We start from the raw sequence: 25,346 nt of genomic DNA, 5'->3' as shown, positions 1-25,346 counted from the left end.
CGTCCGGCTGCGAAGCCGTCGTAAAATCAGCCAGCACGGTGTTTCATGTTAACCGCGCTCTCCGGTTTTACGACTGCTGCGCAGCCGGACGCAGCCTCGCGCTGCTCGACAGCTGCTACAGGCTGCTACAGGTTTCGGTGTCGCGGATTGGCCCCCTCACCTTCCCGAAAATTGGCTGTTTGATTGCCCCAATCTGCGGACTATCGTGGTTTCTCACAACCAACGACCTCAGGTGATGAACCATGAACCCTTTGCGCTTCTGTGCGGCCTCCTTTGCTGCTTTGGCCCTGACTGTTTCAGCGTCGGCATTTGCCCACGACCCTTCGGAAAAAGTCACGGTGTTGCAGGACGAGATGCTGCAAAACGTGCCAGGGAAAAAGGCCATGATGATCGAGGTCGACTACAAACCCGGCCAGTCCTCCATCGCCCACAAACATGAAGGCACGGCCATGGCTTATGTGCTCTCGGGCGCGGTCACTTCTCAAGTCAAAGGCGGTAAGGCGATCACCTACAAGACGGGTCAGTTCTGGTACGAACCCGCAGGCTCGGAACATCTAGTCTCGAAGAACGCCAGCACGACCAAACCTGCCAAGCTGTTGGTGTTCATGGTGTTGGGCCCGGACGAGAAAGTGCTGATCCCTTTGGAAAACTGATCGCTGGACATACAGCCATAAATAAAAAGGCTCGAATTGATGATTTGGGCCTTTTTATTTCTCCACGCAATTAACCGCCTCCGGTTAATCCAAATAAAACTATTCGCGGCCTGACAAGTACTGATATTGACTATTTTATTCAGTCACCCACGGTCTAGTCTGACATCACCGCCGACAACTTTCGGCAACTTAAATGTTCAGACTGAAGTTGTTTCACTGGAGAACCACCATGAAACTTGCGCTTGTCAGCACCTTGACGATAACAGCTGTTTTAACTGGCTGCTCAATTCCCACCGCGCCGACAGCGGTGTCTTCACTGGACGGCATCTTCACTGAGCCTGTCGGCCGCAGCACGGCGACGAGTATTCCCAATGGCCGCACTGTTTCGCTGGGCATTGTCTACAGCCGCAACACCCAGACCAACCGTGCTTACCTTGAGGATTACCAGGCCAATGCCGGCACCGGTTTCGGCCAGAGCCTGCTGGTGCAATCGATTCACGACGCTTACGTAGCCAGCTCCAGGCCCGACATGGCGGTGGATTGGGTCAAGGCCTCCTTGCAACGTCAGTTCGGCGCGGTGACGGTGTATCCGGACATGCAAAGTCTCAAAGCGGCGAAACCGGACGTGGTCGCCATCGTCGACAGCCGCAGTCAGTTGATGACCTCGCGCAGTTCGGACATCAAAGCCGATGTCAGCGTGGAATTCTACGACAAGAACTTTAATTACATTGGCACCGCGCAAGGCCATGACGCCAAAGCGTTGAGTCCGTTATGGGCAGATTTCAAGCCCAGTGAAGAGATAGTGGCGGATATTAACGAACAACAAAATGTACAAGTTCGGGCGCTGCAGAAGTTTGACCAGTCGCTCAGTAATTTATTGACCAGGCCGACAGATAAAGTGTCGATGATTGATAACACTTCAGGCCAAAAGTTGTATTAAGGCTGATGGCCTCTTCGCGAGCAGGCTCGCTCCCACATTTGAAATGCATTCCATTGTGGGAGCGAGCCTGCTCGCGAAGAGGCCCGACCAGACAACACAAAAACCAAACATAAAAAAACCCCGCATCTCTCAATGCGGGGTTTTTTCATTCAGCGCCTGATCAGGCAGCAGGCTCCAGCTCGATGCTGACAGTGGCAGGCAACACCGTTTGACCGCTCAATGCCAGGTCCAGCAGTTCGCGGTTGGCCACGGCGTACATGGCGTAGTCGGTGCCGCTGGCGGCACGCAGTTCCACCAGCATGGCGCGCCAGCGTTCGATCATGCCTTCGTGCTCTTCCATCCACAGCGCCAGGCGTGTTTCCACGTCTTGGCTGCCGTCGCCCTGTTGCAGGACGGAGATGGTGATCGCACGTTGTTGCCAGTCGACGTCGTCACGGAACGCTTCACGGGCCAGGGCCTGCCAGTTGTTTTCAACCGGCAGGGCACTGATCTGTTGCAGGTACCAGGTGATGTCCAGCGCGCTGCCGACAGCGAAGTAAGCCTTCGCCACGTCAGCTGCGTTCTGGCCGGTCACATCCGACGCTTCGATGATCGGCAGCAAGGTGTACAGGTGAGTAGTGCCTGCAACCATGCGCGCCAGCAACTCAGGCACGCCAGCCGCGACGTAGGCCTGATAACGGGTCTGCCAGCCTTCGCGAGTCGGACCTTCCAGCAGTTCGTCGAGCTTGAGGCCCAGCGCCGCAAGATGTGGACCGAAGTGCGCGACGTCACGGGCAGCGTTCTGCTCGTTGCGACGGCTGCGCAGGAACCAGCGCGTAGCGCGACGGCCCAGACGCATCAGCTCGTCCATCAGCTCCAGTTGAACATCAGCGGAAACCTGGTAATCCAGGGCTTCGATCTGACGGAACCAGTGCGGGAGGTGGAAGATGTCACGCACGATCACATACGCACCGGCCACGTTCGCCGGGCTCATGCCAGTCGACTCTTTGAGTCGTTGAACGAAGGTGATGCCCATGTGGTTCACCAGATCGTTGGCGATCTGGGTGCTGACGATTTCGCGCTTCAGGCGGTGACGGCGCATGGCGGCGGAGAACTTGCTCACCAGGCTCGGTGGGAAAGCGGTTTCCATGTCGCGAGTCAGGTAGTCGTCGTCCGGCACCAAGGAGTTGAGCAGCTGCTCCTTGAGGTCGATTTTGCTGTAGGAGATCAGCACCGACAGCTCGGCACGGGTCAGACCGTGGCCATCCATGACGCGCTCGTTGATCGCCTCTTCAGACGGCAGGAACTCGATGGCACGATCCAGCTTGCCACGGCTTTCCAGATCGTTCATCAGGCGCTTGTATTCGGCAATCCGCGGCAAGGCGCGACGGGCCGCCAAGGACAGGGCCTGGGTCTGCTTGTAGTTGTTGCCGAGCACCAGATTGCCCACTTCGTCGGTCATGCTCGCCAGCAACTGGTTACGTTGCTTGTCGGTCATGTCACCGGCGTGAACCACTTCGTTCAGCAGGATCTTGATGTTCACTTCGTGGTCGGAGCAGTCCACGCCACCGGCGTTGTCGATGAAGTCGGTGTTGGAACCGCCACCATTGAGGCCGAATTCGACACGACCCAGTTGGGTCATACCGAGGTTACCGCCCTCGCCCACGACTTTGCAGCGCAGCTCGTTACCGTTTACGCGCAGCGCATCGTTGGCCTTGTCGCCGACATCGGCGTGGCTTTCGGTGCTGGCTTTGACGTAGGTGCCGATACCGCCGTTCCACAACAGATCCACCGGTGCCTTGAGCAAGGCATTCAGCAGTTCGGTCGGGGTCAGCTTGTCTGCCTGAATGTCGAAACGCTCTTTCATCTGCGGGGAAATCGCGATGCTTTTCGCGCTACGGGAGAAGATCCCGCCGCCTTCGGACATGATGCTGGTGTCGTAATCCGACCAGGCCGAACGCGGCAGGTCGAACAGGCGCTGACGCTCAGCGAAGCTGTTCGCAGGCTCAGGGTTTGGATCGATGAAAATGTGCAGGTGGTTGAATGCCGCGACCAGTTGCAGCTTGTCGGACATCAACAAACCGTTACCGAACACGTCACCGGCCATGTCGCCGACGCCCACTACAGTGATGCTGTCTTCCTGAACATTGATGCCGCGTTCGCGGAAGTGACGTTGCACGCCAACCCACGCGCCCTTGGCGGTGATGCCCATTTTCTTGTGGTCGTAACCGGCGGAACCGCCGGAGGCGAACGCATCACCGAGCCAGAAGCCGTAGTCGATAGCGATGCCGTTGGCGATGTCGGAGAAGGTTGCAGTGCCCTTGTCCGCTGCCACTACCAGGTACGGGTCATCGTCGTCATGACGCACGACGTTGGCCGGTGGCACCAGTGCGCCGTCTTTCAGGTTGTCGGTGATGTCCAACAGGCCCGAGATGAAGATGCGGTAGCAGGCGATGCCCTCGGCCGCGATCTCGTCACGGCTGCCGCCCAGTGGCAGGCGACGCGGCAGGAAGCCGCCCTTCGCGCCTACTGGCACGATGACCGAGTTCTTCACTTGCTGGGCTTTTACCAGGCCCAGGACTTCGGTACGGAAGTCTTCTTCACGGTCAGACCAGCGCAGACCGCCGCGAGCGACGTTGCCGAAGCGCAGGTGCACACCTTCGACGCGTGGCGAGTAAACGAAGATTTCGAACTTCGGTACCGGCTTCGGCAGCTCTGGAATCTGATGCGGGTTGAACTTGAAGCTGAAGTAGGACTTGTTCTGACCGTGGGCGTCGGTCTGATAGAAGTTGGTCCGCAGGGTGGCTTTGATCAGGTCCAGGTAGCGACGCAGGATGCGGTCTTCGTTCAACACCTGGACGTCGTCCAGTGCGCTGAGGATCGCGTGCTCCAGGCGCTGCTGCTTGTCTTCCAGATCGTCAGTACCGAGCTTGCGGGCCAGGTAGAAACGGGTTTTGAACAGCCGGGTCAACTCGCGAGCGATGTCGGTGTGGTTGTTCAGGGTGCTGGCGATGTAACCCAGGTCGAAGCCCAGACGGATCTGCTTCATGTAGCGCGCGTAAGCACGCAGCAGTGCCACATCACGCCATGGCAGGCCGGCGGTCAGCACCAGACGGTTGAATGCGTCGTTCTCGGCATCGCCACGCACGATGTGGACGAACGCGTCCTGCAAGGTGTCGTTGAGTTGCTGGATGTCGAGTTCCAGGCCTTCGGCCGCAGTGAACGCGAAGTCGTGAATCCAGAACTCGCGGCCATTGTTGTGGCGCAGGCGGTACGGGAATTCACCCAACACGCGCAGACCGAGGTTTTCCAGGATCGGCAACACGTCCGACAGTGCCAGCGGGGTATCGGCGTGATACAGCTTGCAGTGCAGCTCGCGCTGACCGGAGACCTGACCCAGCGGCTGATAAAAACTCATCACCAGCGGATTTTTTTCGTTCAGGCTCAGCAGGTGCTGCATGTCGACCACAGCCGAGTGCGCGGCGAAACGCTCGCGGTAACCGGCCGGGAAGCCTTTCGGGAAGTCGGCCAGCACGTTGGTGCCGTGGGCTTCGCCGAAGCTTTCGACGATCAGGGCTGCGTAGTCGTCCTGCCAGCTGCGGCAGGCCTGTATCACTTCTTTTTCCAGCAGCAGCGGGTCGATGTCGAGACGGTTCTTCGGATCGACGCGCAGAATCAGCTGCACGCGGGCCAGCACGGACTCGGAGAAGAAGGTCCAGAACTCGCAGTCCGAAGCTTTCAGGCGATCCATCAGCACTTGCTGGATCTTCTGGCGCACTTCGGTCGAGTAGATGTCGCGCGGCACGTAGGCCAGGCAGTAGCAGAAACGACCGTACGGGTCTTTACGCAGGAACACGCGGATCTTGTTGCGTTCCTGGATCTGCACGATCGACATCACGGTGCTGAACAGCTCGTCCACCGGGGTCTGGAACAGATCGTCCCGCGGCAGCACTTCAACCACTTGCGCCAGTTCCTTGCCCAGGTGAGCCTTGGCCTGGAAGCCGGAACGGCGTTCGATTTCTTCGACCTTGCGGCGGATGTACGGAATGACCCGCACGCTCTCGCCATACACCGAGGAGGTGTACAGGCCCATGAAACGGCATTCCTTGATGACGTTGCCGTCGGCGTCGATTTCACGGATCGACACGTAGTCCGGGTAAGCCGGACGGTGTACGCGGCTCGGGTGCGCAGCCTTGGCGAACGACAACAGGGTCGGTTCGCGCAGGTAGTTCACCGCGTAGTCTTCGATGCGCAGGTCATCGTAGGTCAGGCCGGTGCGCAGCAATTTGGTCAGGCCGAGGAAGGAATTCTGGTCGTAAACAATGTGGCCGCCGTCGGCCTCGTCGCGAACCACGAACTCTTCATAGCCCAGGAACGTGAAGTGATTACCCACCAGCCATTCGAGGAAGCTTTTGATCTCGGCTTTTTCTTCGGCGTCGACAGCGAACTGGCTGTTGTCCAGACCCGTGAGGATTTCCTGGACCTTGGCCTTCATCGGCTCGAAATCGGCGACCGCCACGCGGACCTCACCGAGAACCTGCTCCAGCTCTTTGCTCAGCACGTTCATTTCGGCCGCGTTAGCGCAACGGTCGATTTCCAGGTACATCAACGACTCTTGAAGAACGTCGTCGCCCTGGGTGCCTTTCGGCAGGATTTCCAGCAGCTCGCCCTTGCTGCCGCGACGTACGCTCAGCACAGTGGTTTGCAGGGTGTGAATGCTGTAGCCACGACGGTTCAGCTCGGTACGCACCGAGTCCACCAGAAATGGCAGATCGTGGTGCAGCACTTCGACCGCGGTGTGGGTCGACTGCCAGCCGTGACGTTCGTAATCAGGGTTGTAGACGCGAACCTGTGGTTGCGCGTGATCGAAGCGCTCAAGCAGGCGCCACGCAGAAAGGGTACAGCCAGCGAGGTCGGACAGCCGACGCTGGGTCAGCTCGTCGAGGGAAATGATGCCGAAAAATTGTTCAGCAAACAGCGCCACTTGTGGCAGTGCCTGTTCACTGATGTGCTGCGCCAGTGCCGCTTGCAGTTGGTGCTGGAAGTCGGCTTTGCTGGCTGCGGTGAAGAACGCCATCTGTGGTACTCCGCTTGGGCTTGTTATTGATGGAAGCGTCGCGTGCAAAACCCCTTTCGGGGCGATCCGTCACCCTGTTCCTGATTCTCGGGCAGAGGAAACAGAATGACAGGTGGATGAAGCTGGACGAGACACTCGGGTCACATTCACCTTCCATGAATGGGCATCTGCAAAAACGACTGGGCTGCGTACAGCGCAATGTCTTTACGGGTGCTCATCCGTTGCGCAGCTTAACCAGTGCGGCAAGGCCCGTGCTTGCGATGCTGCGACATATTCGGTCATCGGTACGCTGCTTCACGGCGGCGCATCGAACAACACTAGCAGCCGCAAGGGAAAATGGCGGTTTTCTGACCGGTTTTACGGCACACTCGTACCAAAAATGACCAGTAACTCCCCATGTGTTCGCGACACATCCTATGACACTCAGTCGAGCAGAAATTCCCGAGGACTGGCAAAATCGCGTTTTGTTGTGTTCACAACGCTCGCCGAGCCAGGATTTCCCCCATGCAAATGACTACCTCCCTCTTGATCGTCAACCCGTGCGACGACGAAGAAGACAACATGGCAATGCTCGCCTGCCACAGCGAGCAAGGCGAGATGTTCCTGATGACCCGCTACCCGGACGAAGACGAACTGGAAATCACCCTTGATGGCGAGCCTTCGACCCTCGATGGCGTGAAAGTCACCCTCAGCCCTACCCGCCTGCTGATCGAAATCGCAGCGGCGGATGCCGATGCGCTGAATGGCGATGATTCGCTGGAAATCACGCACAGCACCGCTGCGAGTGATTTGGCGGAGGTGGAGGAAACGTTGCAGAACATTCTCAAGGGCACGGGTACCTACATTAGCGAGCTCTGATGGTGTATGGGAGGGCACCTTCGCGGGCAAGCCTCGCTCCTACAAGGACAGTGGCGTGCGCAGATAGTGCGTATGACTCCATACCTGTAGGAGCTTGCCCGCGAAGGCGTCCAAAAGAACACCACAACACCCCCGTCCGTACAAACTTCCAACAATTCCCCCAATCAATTCCCACACTTTGCACAAAATGCCATTAGTCGCCGCACCCCACGATGCATTAAAGTAACGCCCCAATCTTGGCGTTATCTGAACGGAGAGCGTCCGAAACCTCACCCCCGCCGCCAGGCCGATTTCCATCAGTTTCGTTCGAAATTACCGAGCACTCCAGACCTTCTTGGTTGATGAGCGCTAACGATGGAAAACCCTTCGCATCGAAAAACCAGCATTCGCCGACAATCTCTTAAACATCACAACCAACTGAAGTATCAGACAAAACAACCAATTTAAAACAAATTCTAAAAAACTCTGAGATCCATCCTACCCCTAGACAAGAATAACCCCACTCCAGTAACGGACGTTTCGCTCCGCCACGCGATTGATAATCAGAAAACTCACTGTTATTAATAAATCACTTGCGAAAAACATCGCAAGTGCGGCACTTGCCTGCAGGGCCGCCACATCAATAACAAGGAGTTAATATCATGGGTAAAAAACGTACTGAGATAGGCCCCTTTGATGGCCTGCCACAGCTAATGGGCACTTCAGACGGCTTTCTGGCAACTGAAGCCAACTTCTTTGCCACGCTGACCATCTGACACTGGCTGATATAGCACCTTTAAAAATGCCGAAAGGGATCCCTTTCGGTATTTTAAAACCCCATGAGGCTCAATATGTCAGAACGAGAATACAGCCCTACTGAAGCACTATCCAAAATCAAGAAAATCATTCACTCTCTACGTCTGAATGCCGTAACACGCCATACAGATGAAAGTAAATTGGTAGCCGTAGCCGAACTCTTTGACGATACAAATAATTTAATTGAATCAGGCGCAGGAAAAGGTCCAGATTCGCTTATTGGGGCGTTAGCCGAAAGCATCGAACATCTCAGTACTTTTCAGTCAAACGCAAACGAGGCGAGCATTCAGCGCTGTGATTTTATTGCCACTCAGAAAGCCATCGAATGCGACGGATTTCTGACAAGTCTGCCTTGCAAAGCGGATACAATCGACACCTTCAGGCTCACGACACTTGATATAGCGGAAGAGCTTTTTGTTCCGAGCATTCTTCTTTGCCCCTGGCTTGAAGGTACCGTATGGAACAGTGCCAGTACTAACCTGCAATTTCTATCTCGCTACTCTTCGAATTCAGGGATTGCATTTGGCTGCACCAAAGATGAAGCGCTGTTGCACGGGACCCACGAAGTCATTGAGAGACACATCCTGTCCCGATTTTTTATGGCCATCTGTGCGATCGGCCCCCTCATGAAACTATATGCGCCTTCTAAACCTCTACTCACAAGAGCATTGCAGAGCGACCCTTGCGCTCTGGCGATGGCTGACAAACTACAAATCATCATAATAAAAGATGTGATGAATGTTTATTTTGCTGTGGCAATACCTAAAGCGGGCCCCGGAAACCTCCACTTATCACCTATTGGTTCTGGCTGCTCGCTGGACATCTGCATCGCCATTCAAAGAGCAGTTACAGAACAATTCCAAGTCGAGGCATTGTATGACGACGCGCAAGAGGCAATTGACAGAAAAACACTTGACCTGCTGTCACGCTCAAATACATTGAAATACCTTATAGATTTCAACTCCGTAAAAAACCTGAATCTCCCCATACTCGACCAGCCGCCAACAGATTTCGCAATCAACGTTCCGTTGCAATTGGAAATGCTAAAAAACAACGTTTCCGCTAGTGGCAGAATCATTTTCCACAGAGTCATCACCCAGTACTCAGACAACGGCATTGTTTGCCAGTCTTATATTCCCAGCCTTGAGCGCTTCAACATTATTAGAAATGGATGCCTGGTTGCTCCCCAACACATTCTTCGACAAACACAAATAACGCCTTGATTTTTACCGAACAGCATCAGGTGCCCAATGCAAACCCTTATTAAAACAGCCTGCAGAGAACACGCGGCACTGCTGACGTCAACGTTCATAACAATAATAGCGCTGAAAATTATAGCACTAGCACCTCCCTTGCTACTGGGAAAAGTTGTAGACACTTTAAACAGTGGCAGCCAGGCACCCCTCAACTTATTACTACTTCTAACAGCAGGCATCACACTTACCGGATGCATTCAGGCAATCATAAACCCGCTGCAAGTATTCTTACTATCCAAACTGGTACAGCAAGTAGTGATGAATGCCTCCATCGACTGGATTGCACAACTGATGCGCAAAGATTTTTTCCAGTTCAGCTCATGGCGAATCGGTCACTTTATAAAGTCAGTGGAGCGCGGAATTACGGCACATGAGCAGCTGTTAACTTTCTTCGTCACTATCGGATTCCCTCTGTGCCTGGAGTTCCTTATCGTTGGAAGTGCTTTTTACTATATGGGCGGCTCTGAAATTTTCCTCGCAATGACCGGCCTTGGGATCGTCTATCTGTTCGTCGCACATCGAATCATCAGCTGGCGCAGAAAGCACATTGACGCCGTCAACGAGCAAGAGGATGAGCTAAGTGCCATTCTTTTCAACACCTTGAACACAGGCAAATCGATAAAACTGGAAGGTGCCGAACACACCGCAACTCAACCGCTGAGCTATGCATTCATGCAATACGCGAAAGCTGCGGTAACCGTGGCAAGTTCCGGCGGTTTCTTGAGCGGGGCAAAAATCTTGTTTGTCAGCCTATCCACGGGTGGGTTACTCGGCTGGGGGGTCCTTGATCAGCTGTCGGGCGAACCAAGCATCAGCGTCGGGCAACTGGTCGCCATATTCTCTATTGCAGGTAGTTTTTTACTCAATATCACTGCACTGACCGAGGGCTATCGAGTGCTTGATCAATTTCTCGCGGACCAGCGCCGACTCCAGTTTTTGCTGTCGCTACCAAACTTTGACGACGACAGTCGACAAGCCGAACTCACGTCTCGGCACAAATCGACACTGGTGCTTGAGCCTTGCATTGTGACGGACAACGGGGCTGTTCGATTGTCCATCGAGAACGCCATCACCTTCACCCAAGGTCAGTCGGTCGCCATCACTGGCCCCAGTGGCGCGGGCAAATCCACCCTGCTGGAAACGCTGGCGGGGATGAATGCTTCGGTGAGGAGTCAGTTGAGCATCAACGACATACCGATTTCCAGGTTAAGCGCCCAGACCCACTTGAAGTCCCTTAGGTATTGCCCTCAATCACCGCAGTTTCTGGAGGGCACCTTTGACAGGTCGGTGCTGTTCGGAGTCCGCCCTTCGCCAAATTTGAACCACGCGATACATCGACTGAATCTTGAAGAAATCGTTTCCCATCGCAACCTCACGGAAAACGCATCCAATATTTCCGGTGGTGAAGCCAAGCGTCTGTCACTGCTACGCCTGATCAACAGACCGGGGAAATTCAATCTGTTCGACGAGCCCAGTGCATCGATCGAACCGAGGCTGGCCACCCCGGTGTGGGACTTGCTGTTCGATACATTCGCCGACAGCGGATTGATTTGTGTAACCCACGATGTCTGCCACCTGCACCGCTTCGACCGAGTCATCGTCATGCAGGACGGGGCAATCATTGACGACGGCCCGTGGTGTGATTTGGTCAACAGGACCACAATCAAGCTGCTGTTGAGTGATCTTCAAGCGGCGCAGTAGTACCAGAACCGTTACCACCATTTCCGCGGGCAGAAGCGAGATCGGATTCAAATCCCCACACTTTGCACAAAATGCCGTTAGTCGCCGCACCCCACGATGCATTAAAGTAACGCCCCCAACCCTGGCGTTATTCGAACGTCTTCGGTCACCTTTTCCAGGAACAGTCATCGATGGAACATCGTGAAGCGCTGCTGGCGCTGCGAACCTTTCTTTCAACGCAGATTCTCGGCCAGGAAAAACTCATCGAGCGCTTGCTCATCGCCTTGCTCGCCGACGGCCACATGCTGGTCGAGGGCGCCCCTGGCCTGGCCAAGACGAAGGCCATCAAAGAACTCGCCGAAGGCATCGAAGCCCAGTTCCACCGCATCCAGTTCACCCCTGATCTGCTGCCGGCCGACATCACCGGCACCGAAATCTATCGACCGGAAACCGGCAGTTTCGTGTTCCAGCAAGGCCCGATTTTCCACAACCTGGTGCTGGCGGACGAAATCAACCGTGCCCCGGCCAAGGTTCAGTCCGCCTTGCTGGAAGCCATGGGCGAGCGCCAGGTCAGCGTCGGGCGCAGCACTTACGAGCTGTCACCGCTGTTTTTGGTAATGGCCACGCAAAACCCGATCGAGCAGGAAGGCACTTATCCGCTGCCCGAAGCCCAGCTCGACCGCTTTCTGATGCATGTAAAAATCGGCTTCCCTGATGCCGCCGTCGAACGACGAATCCTGCAACAGGCCCGTGGCGAAGCGTTGAACGGCGAAACCAAACCCGAGCGCCGGGTCAGCCAGCAGGCGATCTTTGCCGCGCGTAAGGAAATCCTCGGCTTGTACATGGCCGACGCCGTGGAGGAATACCTGGTGCAACTGGTCATGGCCACGCGCACGCCGGCCAAGTTCGACCCGGAGATGTCCGAGTGGATCGCCTATGGCGCCAGCCCGCGCGGTTCGATTGCGCTCGACCGCTGCGCCCGTGCCCACGCCTGGCTGGCCGGTCGCGACTTCGTCAGCCCGGAAGATATTCAGGCTGTGCTGTTCGACGTGTTGCGTCACCGCATCATTCTGTCCTTTGAAGCCGAAGCCGCTGGCATCGACCAGGACCGGGTGGTCCAGCGGATTCTCGACGTCGTAGCCGTCGCTTGATCCCGATGAACGCCACCCTGCCGCCCGAACCAGGCATCCGTGTCAGCCTCGCCGAGTTGATCGAGATGCGCCATCGCGTGCGCGAAGTGCAGCTGTTTTCCACGCCGAGCCAACGCAGCCCGCTGATCGGCCTGCACCACTCCAAGCTGCGCGGCCGCGGGGTGGATTTCGATCAGGTACGGGTCTATCAGGCCGGCGATGACGTGCGCAGCATTGACTGGCGCGTCACCGCCCGCACCCAGGAACCCCACACCAAGCTGTTCCATGAAGAGCGCGAGCGGCCGATTTTCATCATGGTCGAGCAAAGTCGTCGGCTGTTTTTCGGTTCAGGACTGATGTTCAAGTCGGTGCTCGCCGCCCAGGCCGCGAGCCTGATTGGCTGGGCGGCGCTCGGCCATAACGATCGGGTCGGCGGACTGGTGTTCGGCGACAACGAGCACTACGAGATCAAACCCCGGCGCAGCAAACAGAGCCTGCTGCAATTGCTCAACCGTCTGGTGCGGGTCAATCAGTCGCTGCACACCGAAAACGAAACGGACCGCGACGCCTTCGGCATTGCCCTGCGGCGCGCTCGGGAAGTACTGCGCCCCGGCAGCTTGGCGATCGTGATCTGCGACGAGCGCGCCTTGAGCGAGGGCGCCGAGCAGCAGTTGAGCCTTTTGTCGCGCCATTGCGACCTGCTGCTGCTGCCGGTGTCCGATCCGCTGGACCACGCCCTCCCTGCCGCCGGCCTGCTGCGTTTTGCCGAACGCGGTGCGCAACTGGAACTCGACACGTTGAATTTCGACCTGCGCCAGACCTATCGCGCCCAGGCCGAAGCGCGCATCGCCCGCTGGGAACTGCTCGCACAGAAGCTGCGTGTACTGCTGATGCCATTGAGCACCCAAAGCGAAATGGTCGAGCAATTGCGCGAGTACCTGAACCCACAGAAGCCGGGGAAAGGACGATGAGTAGCCTCGATCAACTGCAACCCCTGATCTCCCCGCCGCCGATTGATTTCTGGCCCCCGGCGCCGGGTTGGTGGCTATTGCTGTTGTTGCTGCCACTGATCGGTTTTGGCCTGTGGAAGGCACGGCGCTTTCTTCCGGACAAGCGCCCTGTGGTACGCGCCGAACAACCGCTGGACCCGGTGCGCGTCGCGGCACTGGCCGAACTGGCGCGCATGCCCAAACCCTACGACGGCGCCCCGGCCGGCGCCTGGTTGCAGCAACTCAACGGTTTGCTCAAACGCTTGTGCCGCAATCATTACCCCTATAGCCAGAGCCACACCCTCAACGGCCGCAAATGGCTGGCGTTCCTCGACAACCGTTGCCCGGCCGCCGGCCTGACCCGCTGGATGGTGCTGGTGGAAGGCGCCTACAAACCCGAATGCAAACTTGACGACAAGGCCATCGCCGGCCTGACCCAAGCCGTCGACACCTGGATTCGCAAACATGTTTGAGTTCGCCTGGCCGTGGATCTTCGCTCTGCTGCCACTGCCGTGGCTGATGCGCGTGGTGCTGCCGGTTGCCGACAGCGGCGAGCCTGCGCTCAAAGTCAGTTTTCTCAGCGACCTCGAAGGCCTGGCCCGGCGCCGCGCCCGTGCCAACCTGCCGGCCTGGCGCCAGCAAGCGCCGTTCATCCTGCTGTGGCTGTTGCTACTGATCGGCGCCGCGCGTCCGCAATGGCTTGGCGAACCGCTGCCGATTGCGGCCAGTGGCCGGGATCTGCTGGTGGCGGTCGATGTCTCCGGCTCCATGGATTTCCCCGACATGCAGTGGCAGGACGAGGACGTCAGCCGCCTTTCGCTGGTCCAGCATTTGCTCGGTGACTTCCTGGAAAGCCGCGAAGGCGATCGGGTCGGCCTGATCCTGTTCGGCAGCCAGGCTTACCTGCAAGCGCCGCTGACCTTCGACCGCCACACCGTGCGCGTCTGGCTCGACGAAGCGCGGATCGGAATCGCCGGCAAAAACACCGCCATCGGCGATGCCATCGGCCTGGCGCTCAAACGCCTGCGCATGCGTCCGGCCCAGAGTCGCGTGATGATTCTGGTCACCGATGGCGCCAACAATGGCGGCGAAATCGACCCGCTCACGGCGGCGCGGCTGGCGGCTAAAGAAGGCGTGAAAATCTACCCGATCGGCATCGGCGCCGATCCGGAAAAAAGTGGCACCTTGGGGTTCCTCGGGGTCAATCCAAGCCTGGACCTCGACGAGCCCTCCTTGAAGGCCATTGCCGACGCCACGGGCGGCCAGTACTTCCGCGCCCGCGATGGCAAAGAGCTACAAGCCATCAAGGATACCCTCGATAAACTGGAACCGGTGACCCAGCAACCAACTCAGGCCCGCCCGGCCCAGGCGTTGTATCAGTGGCCCCTGGCGATGGCACTGCTGTTGAGCATGCTGCTGGTGGTTCGTGAGCGCTGGCCGGATAACCCGTTGCAGCGGTTGTTTACCAAGGAGCTGTATCTGCAAACGCAACTGCCCGACTGGCGCCAGCGGCTAAACCGCCTGCGCCTGCGGAGGCGCCGATGAGTGCGCTGTGGCCGTACTGGTTCCGCCCCTGGTGGCTGTTGCTGTTGCCGTTGCTCGGCTGGTTGCTGTGGCAACTCTGGCATCGGCAGAAACGTGCCGGGCGCTGGCAAATGATTCTGCCGCCCGCCTTTCACGCCGCGTTGCTCAGTGGCGGCAGCGGTCGCGACAGTAAGTTGCCGTGGGTGGTGCTGGGCCTGGCCTGGGTGCTGACGGTCCTGGCGCTGTTGGGCCCGAGCTGGGAACGTGTCGAGCAAACCAGTCAGAAACCGGCCGATCCGCTGGTGGTGATACTTGAACTGACTCCGGAAATGCTCGCCACCGACGTGGTGCCCAACCGATTGGAACAGGCCCGACGCAAACTGTTCGACCTGCTGCAAAACCGCAGCGACGCCCAGACCGCGATCGTCGTCTATGCCGGCAGTGCCCACACGCTGGTGCCACTCTCGGATGACCTGGCCACCAGTCATAACCTGCTGGATGCGCTCAAGCCTTCGCTGATGCCCGAGGCTGGCCATCGCGCTGACCTGGCGGTGACCAAGGCTCTGACATTGCTCAATCAAGGCGCACTCGGCGACGGCCGGATCCTGCTGATCGGTTCCACCCTGACCGAGCAGGAGCGCCAAGGCATCCGCCGGGCAATGGACGGCAAATCGACGCAATTGCTCATGCTCGGGATCGGCACCGCCGAAGGCGCGCCGATTACTCGGGAGGACGGCAGTTTCCTCAAGGACGATCAGGGCGCGATTCTGGTCCCGCGTCTGGACGAACCCAGCCTGAAAGCCTTTGCCAACGCACTGGACGGGCGCTATCAGCACGCGCGTCTGGACGATGCCGACCTGCATGCGCTCGGCCTTCTCGACGGGCCACGCTCGCTGCGCAACGACGGCCAGACCCTGCGCCTCGACACCTGGGCCGATCAGGGTTACTGGCTGCTGTTGCCGCTGTTGCTGCTGGCAGCCTGCGCCGGTCGTCGCGGCTGGTTATTCTGCCTGCCGCTGCTGTTTCTGGTACCGCAACCGAGCTACGCTTTTGACTTCCAGGACTTGTGGCTGCGCCCCGACCAACGGGGTCTGCATTTACTCAAGCAAGAACGCCCGGCCGAGGCTGCGCAACATTTCGAAGACCGGCAATGGCAAGGTGTGGCGCTCTATGAGGCGGGCGACTACAGTGGCGCCGCCCAGCGGTTCGCCGAAGGCAACGACGCCCACGCCCACTACAATCGTGGCAATGCCCTGGCCAAAAGCGGAGAGCTGGAAGCCGCACTGGATGCATACGAACAAGCGCTGGAACTGCAACCGGATTTACGCCCGGCGCAGGCCAACAAGGCGCTGATGGAAAGCCTGATCAAACAGAAAGCCGCAGCGCACCCCGCTGAGCAGGACAAAAACGACAAGGGCGAGAGCGAGACCATCACGCAGGAGCCACCCCCAGGCGCCGCCACACAACCAACGAGCAGCGGCGAACCGAAAACCGATGCGCAGCAGCCTTCAGCAGACGCCGAACAGTCGTCGACGGTGCCACCGAAAGCCGGCACCAATGAAGTCCCTGGCAGCGAGTTGGGGGATGAACAAAGCACTACGCCGCCCCTGCGCCCAGCCAACGCCACAATCGACGGCGAACAACGCCAGGCACTGGAGCAGTGGTTGCGCAAAATCCCGGATGATCCGGGTGAGTTGCTCAGGCGCAAATTTTGGTACGAACAGCAACAACATCAGGATCAGGGAAAAACTCGATGACCCGCTTCACCGTCCTCTCACTCGCGCTATTGCCCGCCCTGCTGCTCTGCTCCGTTCAGGCCCAGGCCGCGGGGCTGGTCGCCAGTGTGGATCGCAGTCGCCTGAACTCCGGCGAGACCGTCGAACTGACCCTGGAATCCAACGACGTGACGCTGTTTGGCAAACCGGATCTGACCCCCCTGGACGCTCTGTTTGAAGTCCGTGGCACCCGCCAGGTCAACCAGTTGAATACCCTCAACGGCGACAACCAGGCCACTACCCGCTGGATCATCACCCTGCTGCCGCGGCAAAACGGCAGTGTGGTGATTCCGTCACTGCAACTGGGTGACGTGCAGAGCCAGCCCATCACTGTGCAAGTGGTCGAGAGCGAAACCCAGGACACCGCGAACACGCTGGCCCCGGTGTTCATCGACGCCAGCCTCGACCAAAACAGCGTGTATGTGCAAGCCCAGGCGGTCCTGACCTTGCGCATCTACCATTCGGTGTCGCTGTACGACGACAGCAGCCTCCCTCCGCTGCAGATCCCCGATGTGCGCATCGAACAGCTGGGTGAATCGCGGACCTACGAGAAAGCCATCAATGGCGTGCGCCATGGCGTGATCGAAATGCGCTATGCAATCTATCCGCAGCACAGCGGCGTATTGACCATTCCGGCACAGATTTTCAATGCCGCGCTGGTCGACGCACAGCCCGTACAGCCCGCCCAGGACGCCGCCGCCCAAGCGCCGAAATCCGGCAAACTGATGCGCGTCAGTTCTTCCGAGATACTGCTGACAGTCAAGGCCAAGCCCGCCAGTTACCCGGCTGACACGCCATGGTTGCCAGCGCGCAGCGTTAGCCTGAGCGAAAGCTGGAATCCTGAACCGGATCACACTCAAGTGGGCGATTCGCTGACTCGCAGCCTGACCCTGAAAGCCGAAGGCCTGGCCAGTTCACAACTGCCCCCGCTTCCCGCCACCGACGTTAACGGCCTGCGGCGCTATCCGGATCAACCCGTGCTGGCCAATCAAAACGGCGAGCGCGGCTTGATCGGCAGTCGCGAAGAACGCGAGGCCCTGGTGCCGACGCGAAGTGGCCTGATCGAGTTGCCGGCGGTGGACGTGGTGTGGTGGAACACCTTCGAAGATCATCTGGAACACAGCAGCCTGCCAGCCCAAAGCCTGGAAGTGGCAAACAACCCGAGCCTGGCGGTCGATACCCCGACCGGCGTACCTCAAGTCAGTTACGCGGCCGACAGTGAAGTCCTTTGGCGGTGGAAACTCAGCACCCTGATTCTGGCCTGCACCACCCTGCTCGGCTTCGGCCTCTGGTGGCGCGCACGCTGGCAACCGGCAATCCTGCGCGCTGCGCAAACCGGTCCGAGCCCCCGCACCGTGCTCGACGACCTCAAGCGCGCCTGCCAGGCCAACGACTCCCACGCCACCCGCCAGGCCCTCGACGCCTGGGCCCGCCAACAACCGGAAACCCTGGCCGACATGGCCGCACGCTTCGTGCCGCTGTCCGACGCGCTCGACGGCTTGAACGGCGCGCTGTACAGCGAAACCGGCCAGCACTGGCAAGGTGAAGACCTGTGGCGCGCGATCAAATCAATTCCGATTGCCGAGCGGGTTCAGGACCCGGTGGGTGATAGCGGGTTGCCGCCGCTGTATCCCAAATAAATAACCACCGCAGCCTATGTAGCAGCTGGCGAAGCCTGCGTTCGGCTTCTGTAGGAGCGAGGCTTGCCCGCGAAGGCGTCAGTTCTGACACACCGCGTTATCGTTCTTCGCGAGCAAGCTTCGCTCCTACAGCAGCCGAACGCAGGCTTCGCCAGCTGCTACAAAGAGCGCCTGGCCACATCCAGTGTGTTTGCCAGTAAACTCTCTCCCCTTTAGCCGCCTTAATTTCCCACGCGGCCATTACCTTATTTCCTACGGAGTTTGCCTTGCGTCTGTTTCACACCTCCGACTGGCACCTTGGGCAGAACCTGCACGGCCAGGAACGCGATTTCGAGCACGGCTGTTTCCTTGAATGGCTGTTGCGTCAGCTGAAGCTGGATCAGCCTGATGTGCTGCTGATTGCCGGCGATATCTTCGACACGGTCAACCCGCCGGTCAAAGCCCAGGAACGGCTTTACGATTTCATCGTCAGCGCCCACGAGCAGCAACCGTTGCTGACCATTGTGATGATTGCCGGCAACCACGATTCCGGCTCACGGATCGAACTGCCCGCGCCGTTGATGCGGCGTTTGCGCACCCATGCGTTGGGTCGTGTTCTGTGGCTGGACGACGGCCAGCTGGATGCCGAACGGCTGTTGCTGCCGTTGCCGGATGCCAGCGGCGAAATTGCCGGCTGGTGCCTGGCGCTGCCGTTCCTGCGTCCGGCTGAAGTGACTGGCGCGCAGCTAGGCGATAACTACCTGCGGGGTATCGGTCAGGTTCACGAATGGCTGATCGAAGCGGCGAACGCCAAACGCAAGCCAGGCCAGGCACTGATCGCCATCAGCCATGCCCACATGGCCGGCGGCTCGGTCTCCGAAGACTCGGAGCGCAGCCTGATCATCGGTAATGCCGAAGCCCTGCCCGCCAGCCTGTTCGGGCCGACCATCAGCTACGTCGCCCTTGGCCATTTGCACAAGCCGCAGAAGGTCAACGCTGAAGAACGCATTCGCTACAGCGGCTCACCGATTCCGTTGTCGTTCTCCGAGATCGGGTATCAGCACCAGATTCTCGACGTCACGCTCGACGGCGAAACACTGATGAGCGTCGAGCCGAAACTGATCCCACGGGCGGTGAATCTGCAACGCGTCGGCCCCGCGCCTTTGGCAGACATCCTGCTGCAACTGGCGGACCTGCCGAACATCGACCTGCTGGCCGATATCCAACGGCAACCATGGCTGGAAGTCCGTGTGCGCCTCGATGAGCCGCAACCCGACCTGCGTCATCAGGTGGAAACCGCCCTGCAAGGCAAAGCCGTGCGTCTGGTGCGCATCGCCGCCGAGTACGCCGGCAACGGCAGCCGCGAGGGTGTCGATGACGGCACCACGTTGATCGAACTCGACCAGCTCACACCCCAGGAATTGTTCAGCCGCGCCTGGCAGGACAACTACGGCAGTGAGGTCGATGAGCAAACGCTGAAGGACTTTGCCGAGCTTTTGCAGGACGTGCAGATGGAGAGCGAACCCGTATGAAAATTCTCGCGATTCGCCTGAAAAACCTCGCGTCGCTGGCCGGGCCTTTTGAGATCGACTTTACTGCCGAACCACTGGCCAGCGCAGGCTTGTTCGCCATTACCGGGCCGACCGGCGCGGGCAAAAGTACCTTGCTCGATGCCTTGTGCCTTGCGCTATTTGGCGCCGTGCCTCGACTGAGTAACGCTCAGGTGTCTGCCAAAGCGCCGGACGCCGATGGCGAAATCAGCACGGGCGACCCTCGCACGTTGCTGCGTCGCGGCACGGGTGAAGGGTATGCCGAGGTCGATTTCGTCGGCATCGATGGCCGTCGCTATCGCGCACGCTGGGAAGCCAATCGCGCCCGGGAGAAGGCCGGCGGCAAGCTGCAAGCCAGCCGTCAGAGTTTGCGCGACATCGATCTGGACCAATTGCTGGCCAGTCAGAAAGTTGAATTCAAAACCCAACTCGAATCTGTACTCGGCCTGAACTTCGAGCAGTTCACTCGCGCCGTACTGCTCGCCCAGAGTGAATTCAGCGCGTTCCTCAAGGCTAACGACAACGAACGTAGCGAACTGCTGGAAAAACTCACCGATACCGCGCTCTACACTCGCCTCGGTCGCGGGGCCTTCGACAAGACTAAAGAGGCTCGCGAAGCCCACAAGTTGTTGCAGGATCAGGCCAGCGGAGTCACGCCGCTGTCACCCGAAGCCCGGGCCGAACTCGATGAGCGCTTCAACCAGGCTCAACAGCAACTCAAGACCCGGCAGGCACAGCTCAAGCAGTTAGAGTTACAACACACCTGGCTCAAGGACTTGCGTCAGCTACAGGACGAGCAGCTAAGCGCCACCGAGCAACTGACCAGCGCCCGCCAGCACTGGGAAAGCCTGAGCGGCGAACGCCTGAAGCTGACGCGTCTGGAACAACTGGCTCCGCAACGCCACCAGTTCGCCCGCAAGATTGAACTCACCGCCCGGCTCACACCACTGGCCGAGCAGATTCAGCAGCACACCCAGCAGCAAGCGCAGTTGAACGAACGTCAGGCTCAGCTCGAACACATCCTGAGCGCGGCGCAGGTCGCCCTGGTCGACGCTCAACGCCAACACACCACCAGTGCGCCATTGCTGCGCCAGGCCTTCGAAGAGCAAAGCGCCCTCGCCCGACTGGCCAAAGACACCGGCCTCAGTGCCGGCCTCAAGCAACAGACCGAGTTGGCCTGGACCCAAGGCCAAACCACGATTCAAGGCTTGCTCGACCAACAAGAACGGGTCGTTTCACGCCTGGAGACAATCGCAACAGCGCTTGAGCAAAGCACTCATCTGGCGCCGTTAAGCGATGCCTGGAATGCCTACCGCGATCGCCTGCAACAGCTGATGCTAATCAGCAATCGCCTGAACCAGGGCCAGTCCGAACTGGCTACTCTTGAGCAAAGCGCCTTACGTGCCGCTGAAGAACTGACAGCGCAAAAACAAAATCTTGAAGTGCTCTACAAAGAGGCCGGCGCTGAACCCGAAGCCGTGGCCGAACAGATCCAGTTGCTCGGCAACCTGTTGCAGGACAACCGCAAGCAACTGCGGGCGTTTGAAGAGCTGACACGCCTGTGGGCCAGCCAAAATGAATTGGATAGGCGCGGCGCAGAACTACAGCAACGGCAGCTCGTTGCGCAGCAAGAACGTGATCGCCTGACCCAGGACGGGGTGAAAACCAAAAGCGAATTAACCTTCGCCGAGCAGACCCTGACGGTGACGCGCGAACTGCTGGAGCGCCAGCGTCTGGCACGTAGCGCAAGCGTCGAGGAACTGCGCGAACAGTTGCAGGACGATCAGCCCTGCCCGGTTTGTGGCAGCCTCGACCATCCTTATCATCAGCCCGAAGCGCTACTGCAGAGCCTCGGTCGGCACGACGAAAGTGAACAGGCCAACGCCCAGAAAGCCGTCGACCTGCTCAAAGAAAAACTCACTGATTTACGCGCCGAAGTCGGCGGTTTGATCGCGCAGCAAAAAGAACTTCTGCAGCAACAGGAACAGCTTGGCGTTCAGCAACAAGGCCTGACACCGAGCCTCGAAGCGCATCCGTTGTCAACGCAACTGCTGGCTCAGGACGCGACCCGACGCGATGCCTGGCTGACGCAGCAAACCAGCCAGTTGAACCAGAGCATCAGCCAGGACGAACAACGGCAAACCGCCTTGCTCACGCTGCAACAGGACGCGGCGCGACTGGCGCAACAACTGCGCAATGCCGAAACGGCGAGCCACCAAGCGACCCAGCATCTGGCCAACCAGCAACGTGAACTGGGCAGTGATCGCCAGCGTCTGGACGACGAGCTGAGCGCCTTCAGCACCCTGCTCCCGGCCGAGACTTTGCAAGCCTTGCGCAATGAGCCCGCCGCGACCTTCCTGGAACTCGACCGGCAAATCGCCCAGCGTCTGGAGCAACTCGAGCAACAGCGCGATGAGCTCGGCGAACAGCAACAGCGCCAGCAAACGCTGGAGAAGGAACAGGATCGGCAGCAGACGCGTACCCAGCAGCTCGAAGCCGCCCGGCAGCAGTTCACCGCCCTCGCCGAGCAACAACAGACGTGCCAACAAAAACTGACTCAACTGTTGGGCCTGCACGCCAGCGCCGAGGAGTGGCAGCAGCAACTGGATAAGACCGTGGACCAGGCGCGCAACGCCGAAGCTGCTGCCAATCAGGAGCTGCAAACCGTGCGCACACGGCTGGTGCAATTGGCCGCTGAGCTTAAAGCGCAGCAGGAACGCTCACTGGCGCTTGAGGCCGAAGATCGCGAACTGAGCATCAAGATTGCCGACTGGCGAGCCTTGCACCCGGAACTGGACGACAGTGGGCTGGAAGACTTGCTAAAGGTCGACGACCCGCGCGTCCACGCGTTGCGTCAGCAGTTGCAGCAAAGCGAAAAAGCCATCGAGCAGTTCGAGGTGTTGTTGCAGGAGCGCGACCAGCGTCTGCTCAACCATCAAGCGCAGCACAACGGCAACCTCGATGCCGCGCAACTCGCATCGGCACTGACCGAGCTGCAAACCCTGTTCACTGCCAGCGAACACCACTGCGCCGAACTGCGTGCCGAGCAGGCCGAGGACCAGCGGCGCCAAACTGCCAACCAGGCCCTGGCGCAGCAGATCGCCGACGCCTACAGCGAGTACCAGCGCTGGGCGCGGTTAAATGCGTTGATCGGCTCGGCCACCGGCGACACCTTCCGTAAAATCGCCCAGGCCTACAACCTCGACCTGCTGGTGCATCACGCTAACGTCCAGTTGCGCCAACTGGTCCGTCGCTATCGCCTGAAACGCGGTGGCAGCATGCTCGGTTTGCTGGTGATGGACACCGAGATGGGCGACGAATTGCGCTCGGTGCATTCGTTGTCCGGTGGCGAGACATTCCTGGTGTCGCTGGCCCTGGCCTTGGGCCTGGCATCGATGGCATCGAGCACGCTGAAAATCGAATCACTGTTCATCGACGAAGGTTTCGGCAGCCTCGACCCGGAGTCCCTGCAACTGGCCATGGATGCCCTCGATGGCTTGCAGGCTCAAGGACGCAAGGTCGCGGTGATTTCTCACGTACAGGAAATGCACGAACGGATACCGGTGCAGATTCAGGTGCGCCGTCAGGGCAACGGCCTGAGCACCCTGGAGGTGAAATGAATACGCTGTATTCCTTTCGTCGCTGCCCATACGCCATGCGAGCGCGCATGGCCCTGCGGTATTCAGGGGTTGCGGTGCAGATCGTCGAAGTCAGCCTGAAGGCCAAGCCGGCCGACATGCTCGCGCTGTCGAGCAAGGGCACGGTGCCGGTGCTGAATGCCGACGGTCAAGTGATTGACGAAAGCCTGGAAATCATGCGCTGGGCGTTGGCGCAGAACGACCCGCAGGATTGGCTGCTCAAGGATGATCCTGTCGGGCAGCAACACATTGCCGGGCTGATCGACGAAAACGATCACGTGTTCAAGGTCCATCTGAATCGCTACAAATACGCCGAGCGTTACCCCGAACAACCGATGACGTTTTATCGTGCCCAGGGCGAGGCCTTTCTGCGCAAGCTCGATGCGTTGCTGGAAGGCCGGGACTATTTGCTGGCGGCGCATCCGAGCCTGGCGGATGTGGCGTTGATGCCGTTCGTGCGGCAGTTCGCCCATGTCGATCGCGAGTGGTTCGCGCAGACGCATTACGTGCGGTTGCAGGCGTGGTTGCAGCGTTTTTTGCAATCGGACCTCTTCACATCAGTGATGAAGAAGTAACCGATCTCTGTAGGAGCGAGGCTTGCCCGCGAAGGGGCCATCAAGGCCGCCGACAGCTTCGCGGGCAAGTCGAATCGTCGCACCGCTCGCTCCTACGGGAATGACGGCGTATGAAAAAATCAGGCGAACACTTCACACATCTGCAACACCGAGCAATCCACCTGGAACGGCCCGAAGAAATCGTCCTGGCGTTTGCTTGGCGGATTACCGACCGGCAACCCCATGGCCTTGGCCGTTTCAATATTACGAGCGAGGTTGTGATTGGCTTCGATGGAGCGTGCCACGGAACCTGCCGAGCCTTGCCCGATGCCCAACAGGGAAGTGCCATTGGTCATGAATGCCAGGAAAGCAATGACCCAGAGTTTGCCCCCTTTCATGCCCCCACCACTCCCGCCACGTCTACGGGATCGACCCTCACGTTTTGAGCGCGGTGCTCGAACTGGATGGCGGGATAAGCGACCTGAATCGGCGCTTCAACGGACTGTCGCGATTGAGTCGACAGGCTGACGGCCAGCACCAGGGCCATATAAAGACCAATGGCCAAGTAGGCGCCGTATTTGGCAGAAGTGAGGATTGCGCTGGCCATGGTGTTCTCCGTGGGCATGTTTCAGAGCCCACAGAATCGATCAAAAAAGCAGGGATAACCACTCAGGGCTGTCCATAGTAAACATCAGCTTCGTTGATCATTAAGCCAGTCTATTTCAGTCTTCGATAAAACTCATCAAGCGCTCGCGCGCTGCCTCCGGCTCGTCTGAAACGGGCTGGACGGCCGAAATAATGGGCGTTGAATAGAGCAACAAAAGCACCACTGTCAGACGCATCGCCATGCTGTCGATCCTTGTGACGGGAAGGAGTCAAAAAATCAGCGTCAAATTTAAACTCATGGCTTTGTGATATCAAGCGATACCTTGATATCAATATGATGCTGTCGTAAACGCGTTATGCAGGAGCGACATCACTCATGTTTCTCGATGCTTTTCAGCTCGATCGACGCAAGTGACTTCGCTCCTGCATAAAAGGTGCAGGGCTGGAATTTCAGGCGTGGGTTTTGTGGTCCAGCGCCGCATAGAAGTTGGCGCTCTGTTGCAGATATTTCTGGGTATAGCTCTGGGTGTGGGATTTTCTTTCCTTGATTTCAACGTTGGCGCTGGCTGGCAGAGCAACGGTGGCAGAGATAGCGGAAGCAGCGATGATGGAAAAGAGATTGAAGTTCATGGTGGTATTCCTCGGATTCAGTTGGCTTGCTTGCCCGGTGGGGCCGTGAAGCAAACTTAACCTCCGAGGGTCCGTGCCTGAAATGCTTTGTAG

The 25,346-nt window shown here is 58.6% G+C and carries 19 protein-coding genes; 14 read left to right on the top strand and 5 right to left on the bottom strand.

Annotated elements, in window-relative coordinates; translation table 11 throughout:
* Positions 1-242 precede the first annotated feature (242 nt).
* A complete protein-coding gene (locus ACM6IR_RS13330; protein WP_414908128.1) occupies positions 243-653 on the top strand; it encodes a cupin domain-containing protein in 411 nt (136 codons plus the stop codon).
* A 229-nt stretch (positions 654-882) separates the two neighbouring features.
* A complete protein-coding gene (locus ACM6IR_RS13325) occupies positions 883-1,593 on the top strand; it encodes an ATPase (RefSeq protein ID WP_414908127.1) in 711 nt (236 codons plus the stop codon).
* Positions 1,594-1,753: 160 nt separating this feature from the next.
* Here the strand turns inward: ACM6IR_RS13325 and ACM6IR_RS13320 are convergent, their stop codons facing one another.
* Positions 1,754-6,649 (bottom strand): NAD-glutamate dehydrogenase, encoded by a 4,896-nt coding sequence (locus ACM6IR_RS13320; protein WP_414908126.1) that lies wholly within the window; start codon positions 6,647-6,649, stop codon positions 1,754-1,756.
* A 504-nt stretch (positions 6,650-7,153) separates the two neighbouring features.
* On the opposite strand from ACM6IR_RS13320, the gene ACM6IR_RS13315 reads away from it, so the two are divergent.
* The 12 genes from ACM6IR_RS13315 to ACM6IR_RS13260 all read left to right on the top strand — a co-directional run bounded on the left by ACM6IR_RS13315 (position 7,154) and on the right by ACM6IR_RS13260 (position 24,038).
* Positions 7,154-7,507: a hypothetical protein gene (locus ACM6IR_RS13315; RefSeq protein ID WP_414908125.1), complete on the top strand. Its 354-nt coding sequence runs from the start codon at positions 7,154-7,156 to the stop codon at positions 7,505-7,507.
* 830 nt (positions 7,508-8,337) lie between these two features.
* A complete protein-coding gene (locus ACM6IR_RS13310; protein WP_414908124.1) occupies positions 8,338-9,525 on the top strand; it encodes a YcaO-like family protein in 1,188 nt (395 codons plus the stop codon).
* 27 nt (positions 9,526-9,552) lie between these two features.
* Entirely contained in the window at positions 9,553-11,259 is a 1,707-nt protein-coding gene (locus ACM6IR_RS13305; RefSeq protein ID WP_414908123.1) for an ATP-binding cassette domain-containing protein, read from the top strand.
* Between the two features lie 170 nt (positions 11,260-11,429).
* Complete coding sequence (locus ACM6IR_RS13300; protein ID WP_414908122.1) at positions 11,430-12,389, top strand: AAA family ATPase; 960 nt, start codon at positions 11,430-11,432, stop codon at positions 12,387-12,389.
* Between the two features lie 5 nt (positions 12,390-12,394).
* Positions 12,395-13,339, top strand: a complete 945-nt coding sequence (locus ACM6IR_RS13295) for a DUF58 domain-containing protein (RefSeq protein ID WP_414908121.1) — start codon at positions 12,395-12,397, stop codon at positions 13,337-13,339.
* On the top strand, positions 13,336-13,830 hold the full coding sequence (locus ACM6IR_RS13290) for a DUF4381 domain-containing protein (protein WP_414908120.1): 495 nt from the start codon (positions 13,336-13,338) through the stop codon (positions 13,828-13,830). Before ACM6IR_RS13295 ends, ACM6IR_RS13290 begins: the two co-directional genes overlap by 4 nt.
* The gene (locus ACM6IR_RS13285; protein ID WP_414908119.1) at positions 13,823-14,902 is read left to right on the top strand and encodes a vWA domain-containing protein; all 1,080 of its coding nucleotides are present in this window, start codon (positions 13,823-13,825) and stop codon (positions 14,900-14,902) included. The genes ACM6IR_RS13290 and ACM6IR_RS13285 overlap by 8 nt, the downstream gene beginning before the upstream one ends.
* A complete protein-coding gene (locus ACM6IR_RS13280; RefSeq protein WP_414908118.1) occupies positions 14,899-16,638 on the top strand; it encodes a tetratricopeptide repeat protein in 1,740 nt (579 codons plus the stop codon). Before ACM6IR_RS13285 ends, ACM6IR_RS13280 begins: the two co-directional genes overlap by 4 nt.
* Positions 16,635-18,296, top strand: coding sequence for a BatD family protein (locus ACM6IR_RS13275; RefSeq protein WP_414908117.1), 1,662 nt, complete (start codon positions 16,635-16,637; stop codon positions 18,294-18,296). The genes ACM6IR_RS13280 and ACM6IR_RS13275 overlap by 4 nt, the downstream gene beginning before the upstream one ends.
* 266 nt (positions 18,297-18,562) lie before the next feature.
* Positions 18,563-19,807, top strand: a complete 1,245-nt coding sequence (locus tag ACM6IR_RS13270) for an exonuclease SbcCD subunit D C-terminal domain-containing protein (protein WP_414908116.1) — start codon at positions 18,563-18,565, stop codon at positions 19,805-19,807.
* On the top strand, positions 19,804-23,445 hold the full coding sequence (locus ACM6IR_RS13265; protein ID WP_414908115.1) for an AAA family ATPase: 3,642 nt from the start codon (positions 19,804-19,806) through the stop codon (positions 23,443-23,445). The genes ACM6IR_RS13270 and ACM6IR_RS13265 overlap by 4 nt, the downstream gene beginning before the upstream one ends.
* On the top strand, positions 23,442-24,038 hold the full coding sequence (locus ACM6IR_RS13260; RefSeq protein ID WP_414908114.1) for a glutathione S-transferase: 597 nt from the start codon (positions 23,442-23,444) through the stop codon (positions 24,036-24,038). Before ACM6IR_RS13265 ends, ACM6IR_RS13260 begins: the two co-directional genes overlap by 4 nt.
* A gap of 119 nt (positions 24,039-24,157) precedes the next feature.
* Here the strand turns inward: ACM6IR_RS13260 and ACM6IR_RS13255 are convergent, their stop codons facing one another.
* The 4 genes from ACM6IR_RS13255 to ACM6IR_RS13240 form a co-directional block, all read right to left on the bottom strand.
* Entirely contained in the window at positions 24,158-24,415 is a 258-nt protein-coding gene (locus tag ACM6IR_RS13255) for a hypothetical protein (protein ID WP_414908113.1), read from the bottom strand.
* On the bottom strand, positions 24,412-24,624 hold the full coding sequence (locus ACM6IR_RS13250; protein ID WP_414908112.1) for a hypothetical protein: 213 nt from the start codon (positions 24,622-24,624) through the stop codon (positions 24,412-24,414). The genes ACM6IR_RS13255 and ACM6IR_RS13250 overlap by 4 nt, the downstream gene beginning before the upstream one ends.
* 115 nt (positions 24,625-24,739) lie before the next feature.
* Positions 24,740-24,865 carry a hypothetical protein gene (locus tag ACM6IR_RS13245; RefSeq protein ID WP_414908111.1) on the bottom strand — a complete coding sequence of 42 codons (126 nt, stop codon included), beginning with the start codon at positions 24,863-24,865 and terminating at the stop codon, positions 24,740-24,742.
* A 208-nt stretch (positions 24,866-25,073) separates the two neighbouring features.
* On the bottom strand, positions 25,074-25,253 hold the full coding sequence (locus tag ACM6IR_RS13240) for a hypothetical protein (RefSeq protein ID WP_414908110.1): 180 nt from the start codon (positions 25,251-25,253) through the stop codon (positions 25,074-25,076).
* Positions 25,254-25,346 lie beyond the last annotated feature (93 nt).

The sequence above is a fragment of the Pseudomonas sp. IT-P253 genome, assembly GCF_949768125.1.
Classification (GTDB): domain Bacteria; phylum Pseudomonadota; class Gammaproteobacteria; order Pseudomonadales; family Pseudomonadaceae; genus Aquipseudomonas.
Note: the sequence above shows the minus strand (reverse complement) of the source record. Positions and strands in the feature narration are given on the sequence as shown.

What these genes read in the sequence shown, in the direction of transcription:
- ACM6IR_RS13330 (WP_414908128.1), top strand. Translation starts at nt 243, where the DNA reads ATGAACCCTTTGCGCTTCTGTGCGGCCTCCTTTGCTGCTTTGGCCCTG.
- ACM6IR_RS13325 (WP_414908127.1), top strand. Translation starts at nt 883, where the DNA reads ATGAAACTTGCGCTTGTCAGCACCTTGACGATAACAGCTGTTTTAACT.
- ACM6IR_RS13320 (WP_414908126.1), bottom strand. Translation starts at nt 6,649, where the DNA reads ATGGCGTTCTTCACCGCAGCCAGCAAAGCCGACTTCCAGCACCAACTG.
- ACM6IR_RS13315 (WP_414908125.1), top strand. Translation starts at nt 7,154, where the DNA reads ATGCAAATGACTACCTCCCTCTTGATCGTCAACCCGTGCGACGACGAA.
- ACM6IR_RS13310 (WP_414908124.1), top strand. Translation starts at nt 8,338, where the DNA reads ATGTCAGAACGAGAATACAGCCCTACTGAAGCACTATCCAAAATCAAG.
- ACM6IR_RS13305 (WP_414908123.1), top strand. Translation starts at nt 9,553, where the DNA reads ATGCAAACCCTTATTAAAACAGCCTGCAGAGAACACGCGGCACTGCTG.
- ACM6IR_RS13300 (WP_414908122.1), top strand. Translation starts at nt 11,430, where the DNA reads ATGGAACATCGTGAAGCGCTGCTGGCGCTGCGAACCTTTCTTTCAACG.
- ACM6IR_RS13295 (WP_414908121.1), top strand. Translation starts at nt 12,395, where the DNA reads ATGAACGCCACCCTGCCGCCCGAACCAGGCATCCGTGTCAGCCTCGCC.
- ACM6IR_RS13290 (WP_414908120.1), top strand. Translation starts at nt 13,336, where the DNA reads ATGAGTAGCCTCGATCAACTGCAACCCCTGATCTCCCCGCCGCCGATT.
- ACM6IR_RS13285 (WP_414908119.1), top strand. Translation starts at nt 13,823, where the DNA reads ATGTTTGAGTTCGCCTGGCCGTGGATCTTCGCTCTGCTGCCACTGCCG.
- ACM6IR_RS13280 (WP_414908118.1), top strand. Translation starts at nt 14,899, where the DNA reads ATGAGTGCGCTGTGGCCGTACTGGTTCCGCCCCTGGTGGCTGTTGCTG.
- ACM6IR_RS13275 (WP_414908117.1), top strand. Translation starts at nt 16,635, where the DNA reads ATGACCCGCTTCACCGTCCTCTCACTCGCGCTATTGCCCGCCCTGCTG.
- ACM6IR_RS13265 (WP_414908115.1), top strand. Translation starts at nt 19,804, where the DNA reads ATGAAAATTCTCGCGATTCGCCTGAAAAACCTCGCGTCGCTGGCCGGG.
- ACM6IR_RS13260 (WP_414908114.1), top strand. Translation starts at nt 23,442, where the DNA reads ATGAATACGCTGTATTCCTTTCGTCGCTGCCCATACGCCATGCGAGCG.
- ACM6IR_RS13255 (WP_414908113.1), bottom strand. Translation starts at nt 24,415, where the DNA reads ATGAAAGGGGGCAAACTCTGGGTCATTGCTTTCCTGGCATTCATGACC.
- ACM6IR_RS13250 (WP_414908112.1), bottom strand. Translation starts at nt 24,624, where the DNA reads ATGGCCAGCGCAATCCTCACTTCTGCCAAATACGGCGCCTACTTGGCC.
- ACM6IR_RS13245 (WP_414908111.1), bottom strand. Translation starts at nt 24,865, where the DNA reads ATGGCGATGCGTCTGACAGTGGTGCTTTTGTTGCTCTATTCAACGCCC.
- ACM6IR_RS13240 (WP_414908110.1), bottom strand. Translation starts at nt 25,253, where the DNA reads ATGAACTTCAATCTCTTTTCCATCATCGCTGCTTCCGCTATCTCTGCC.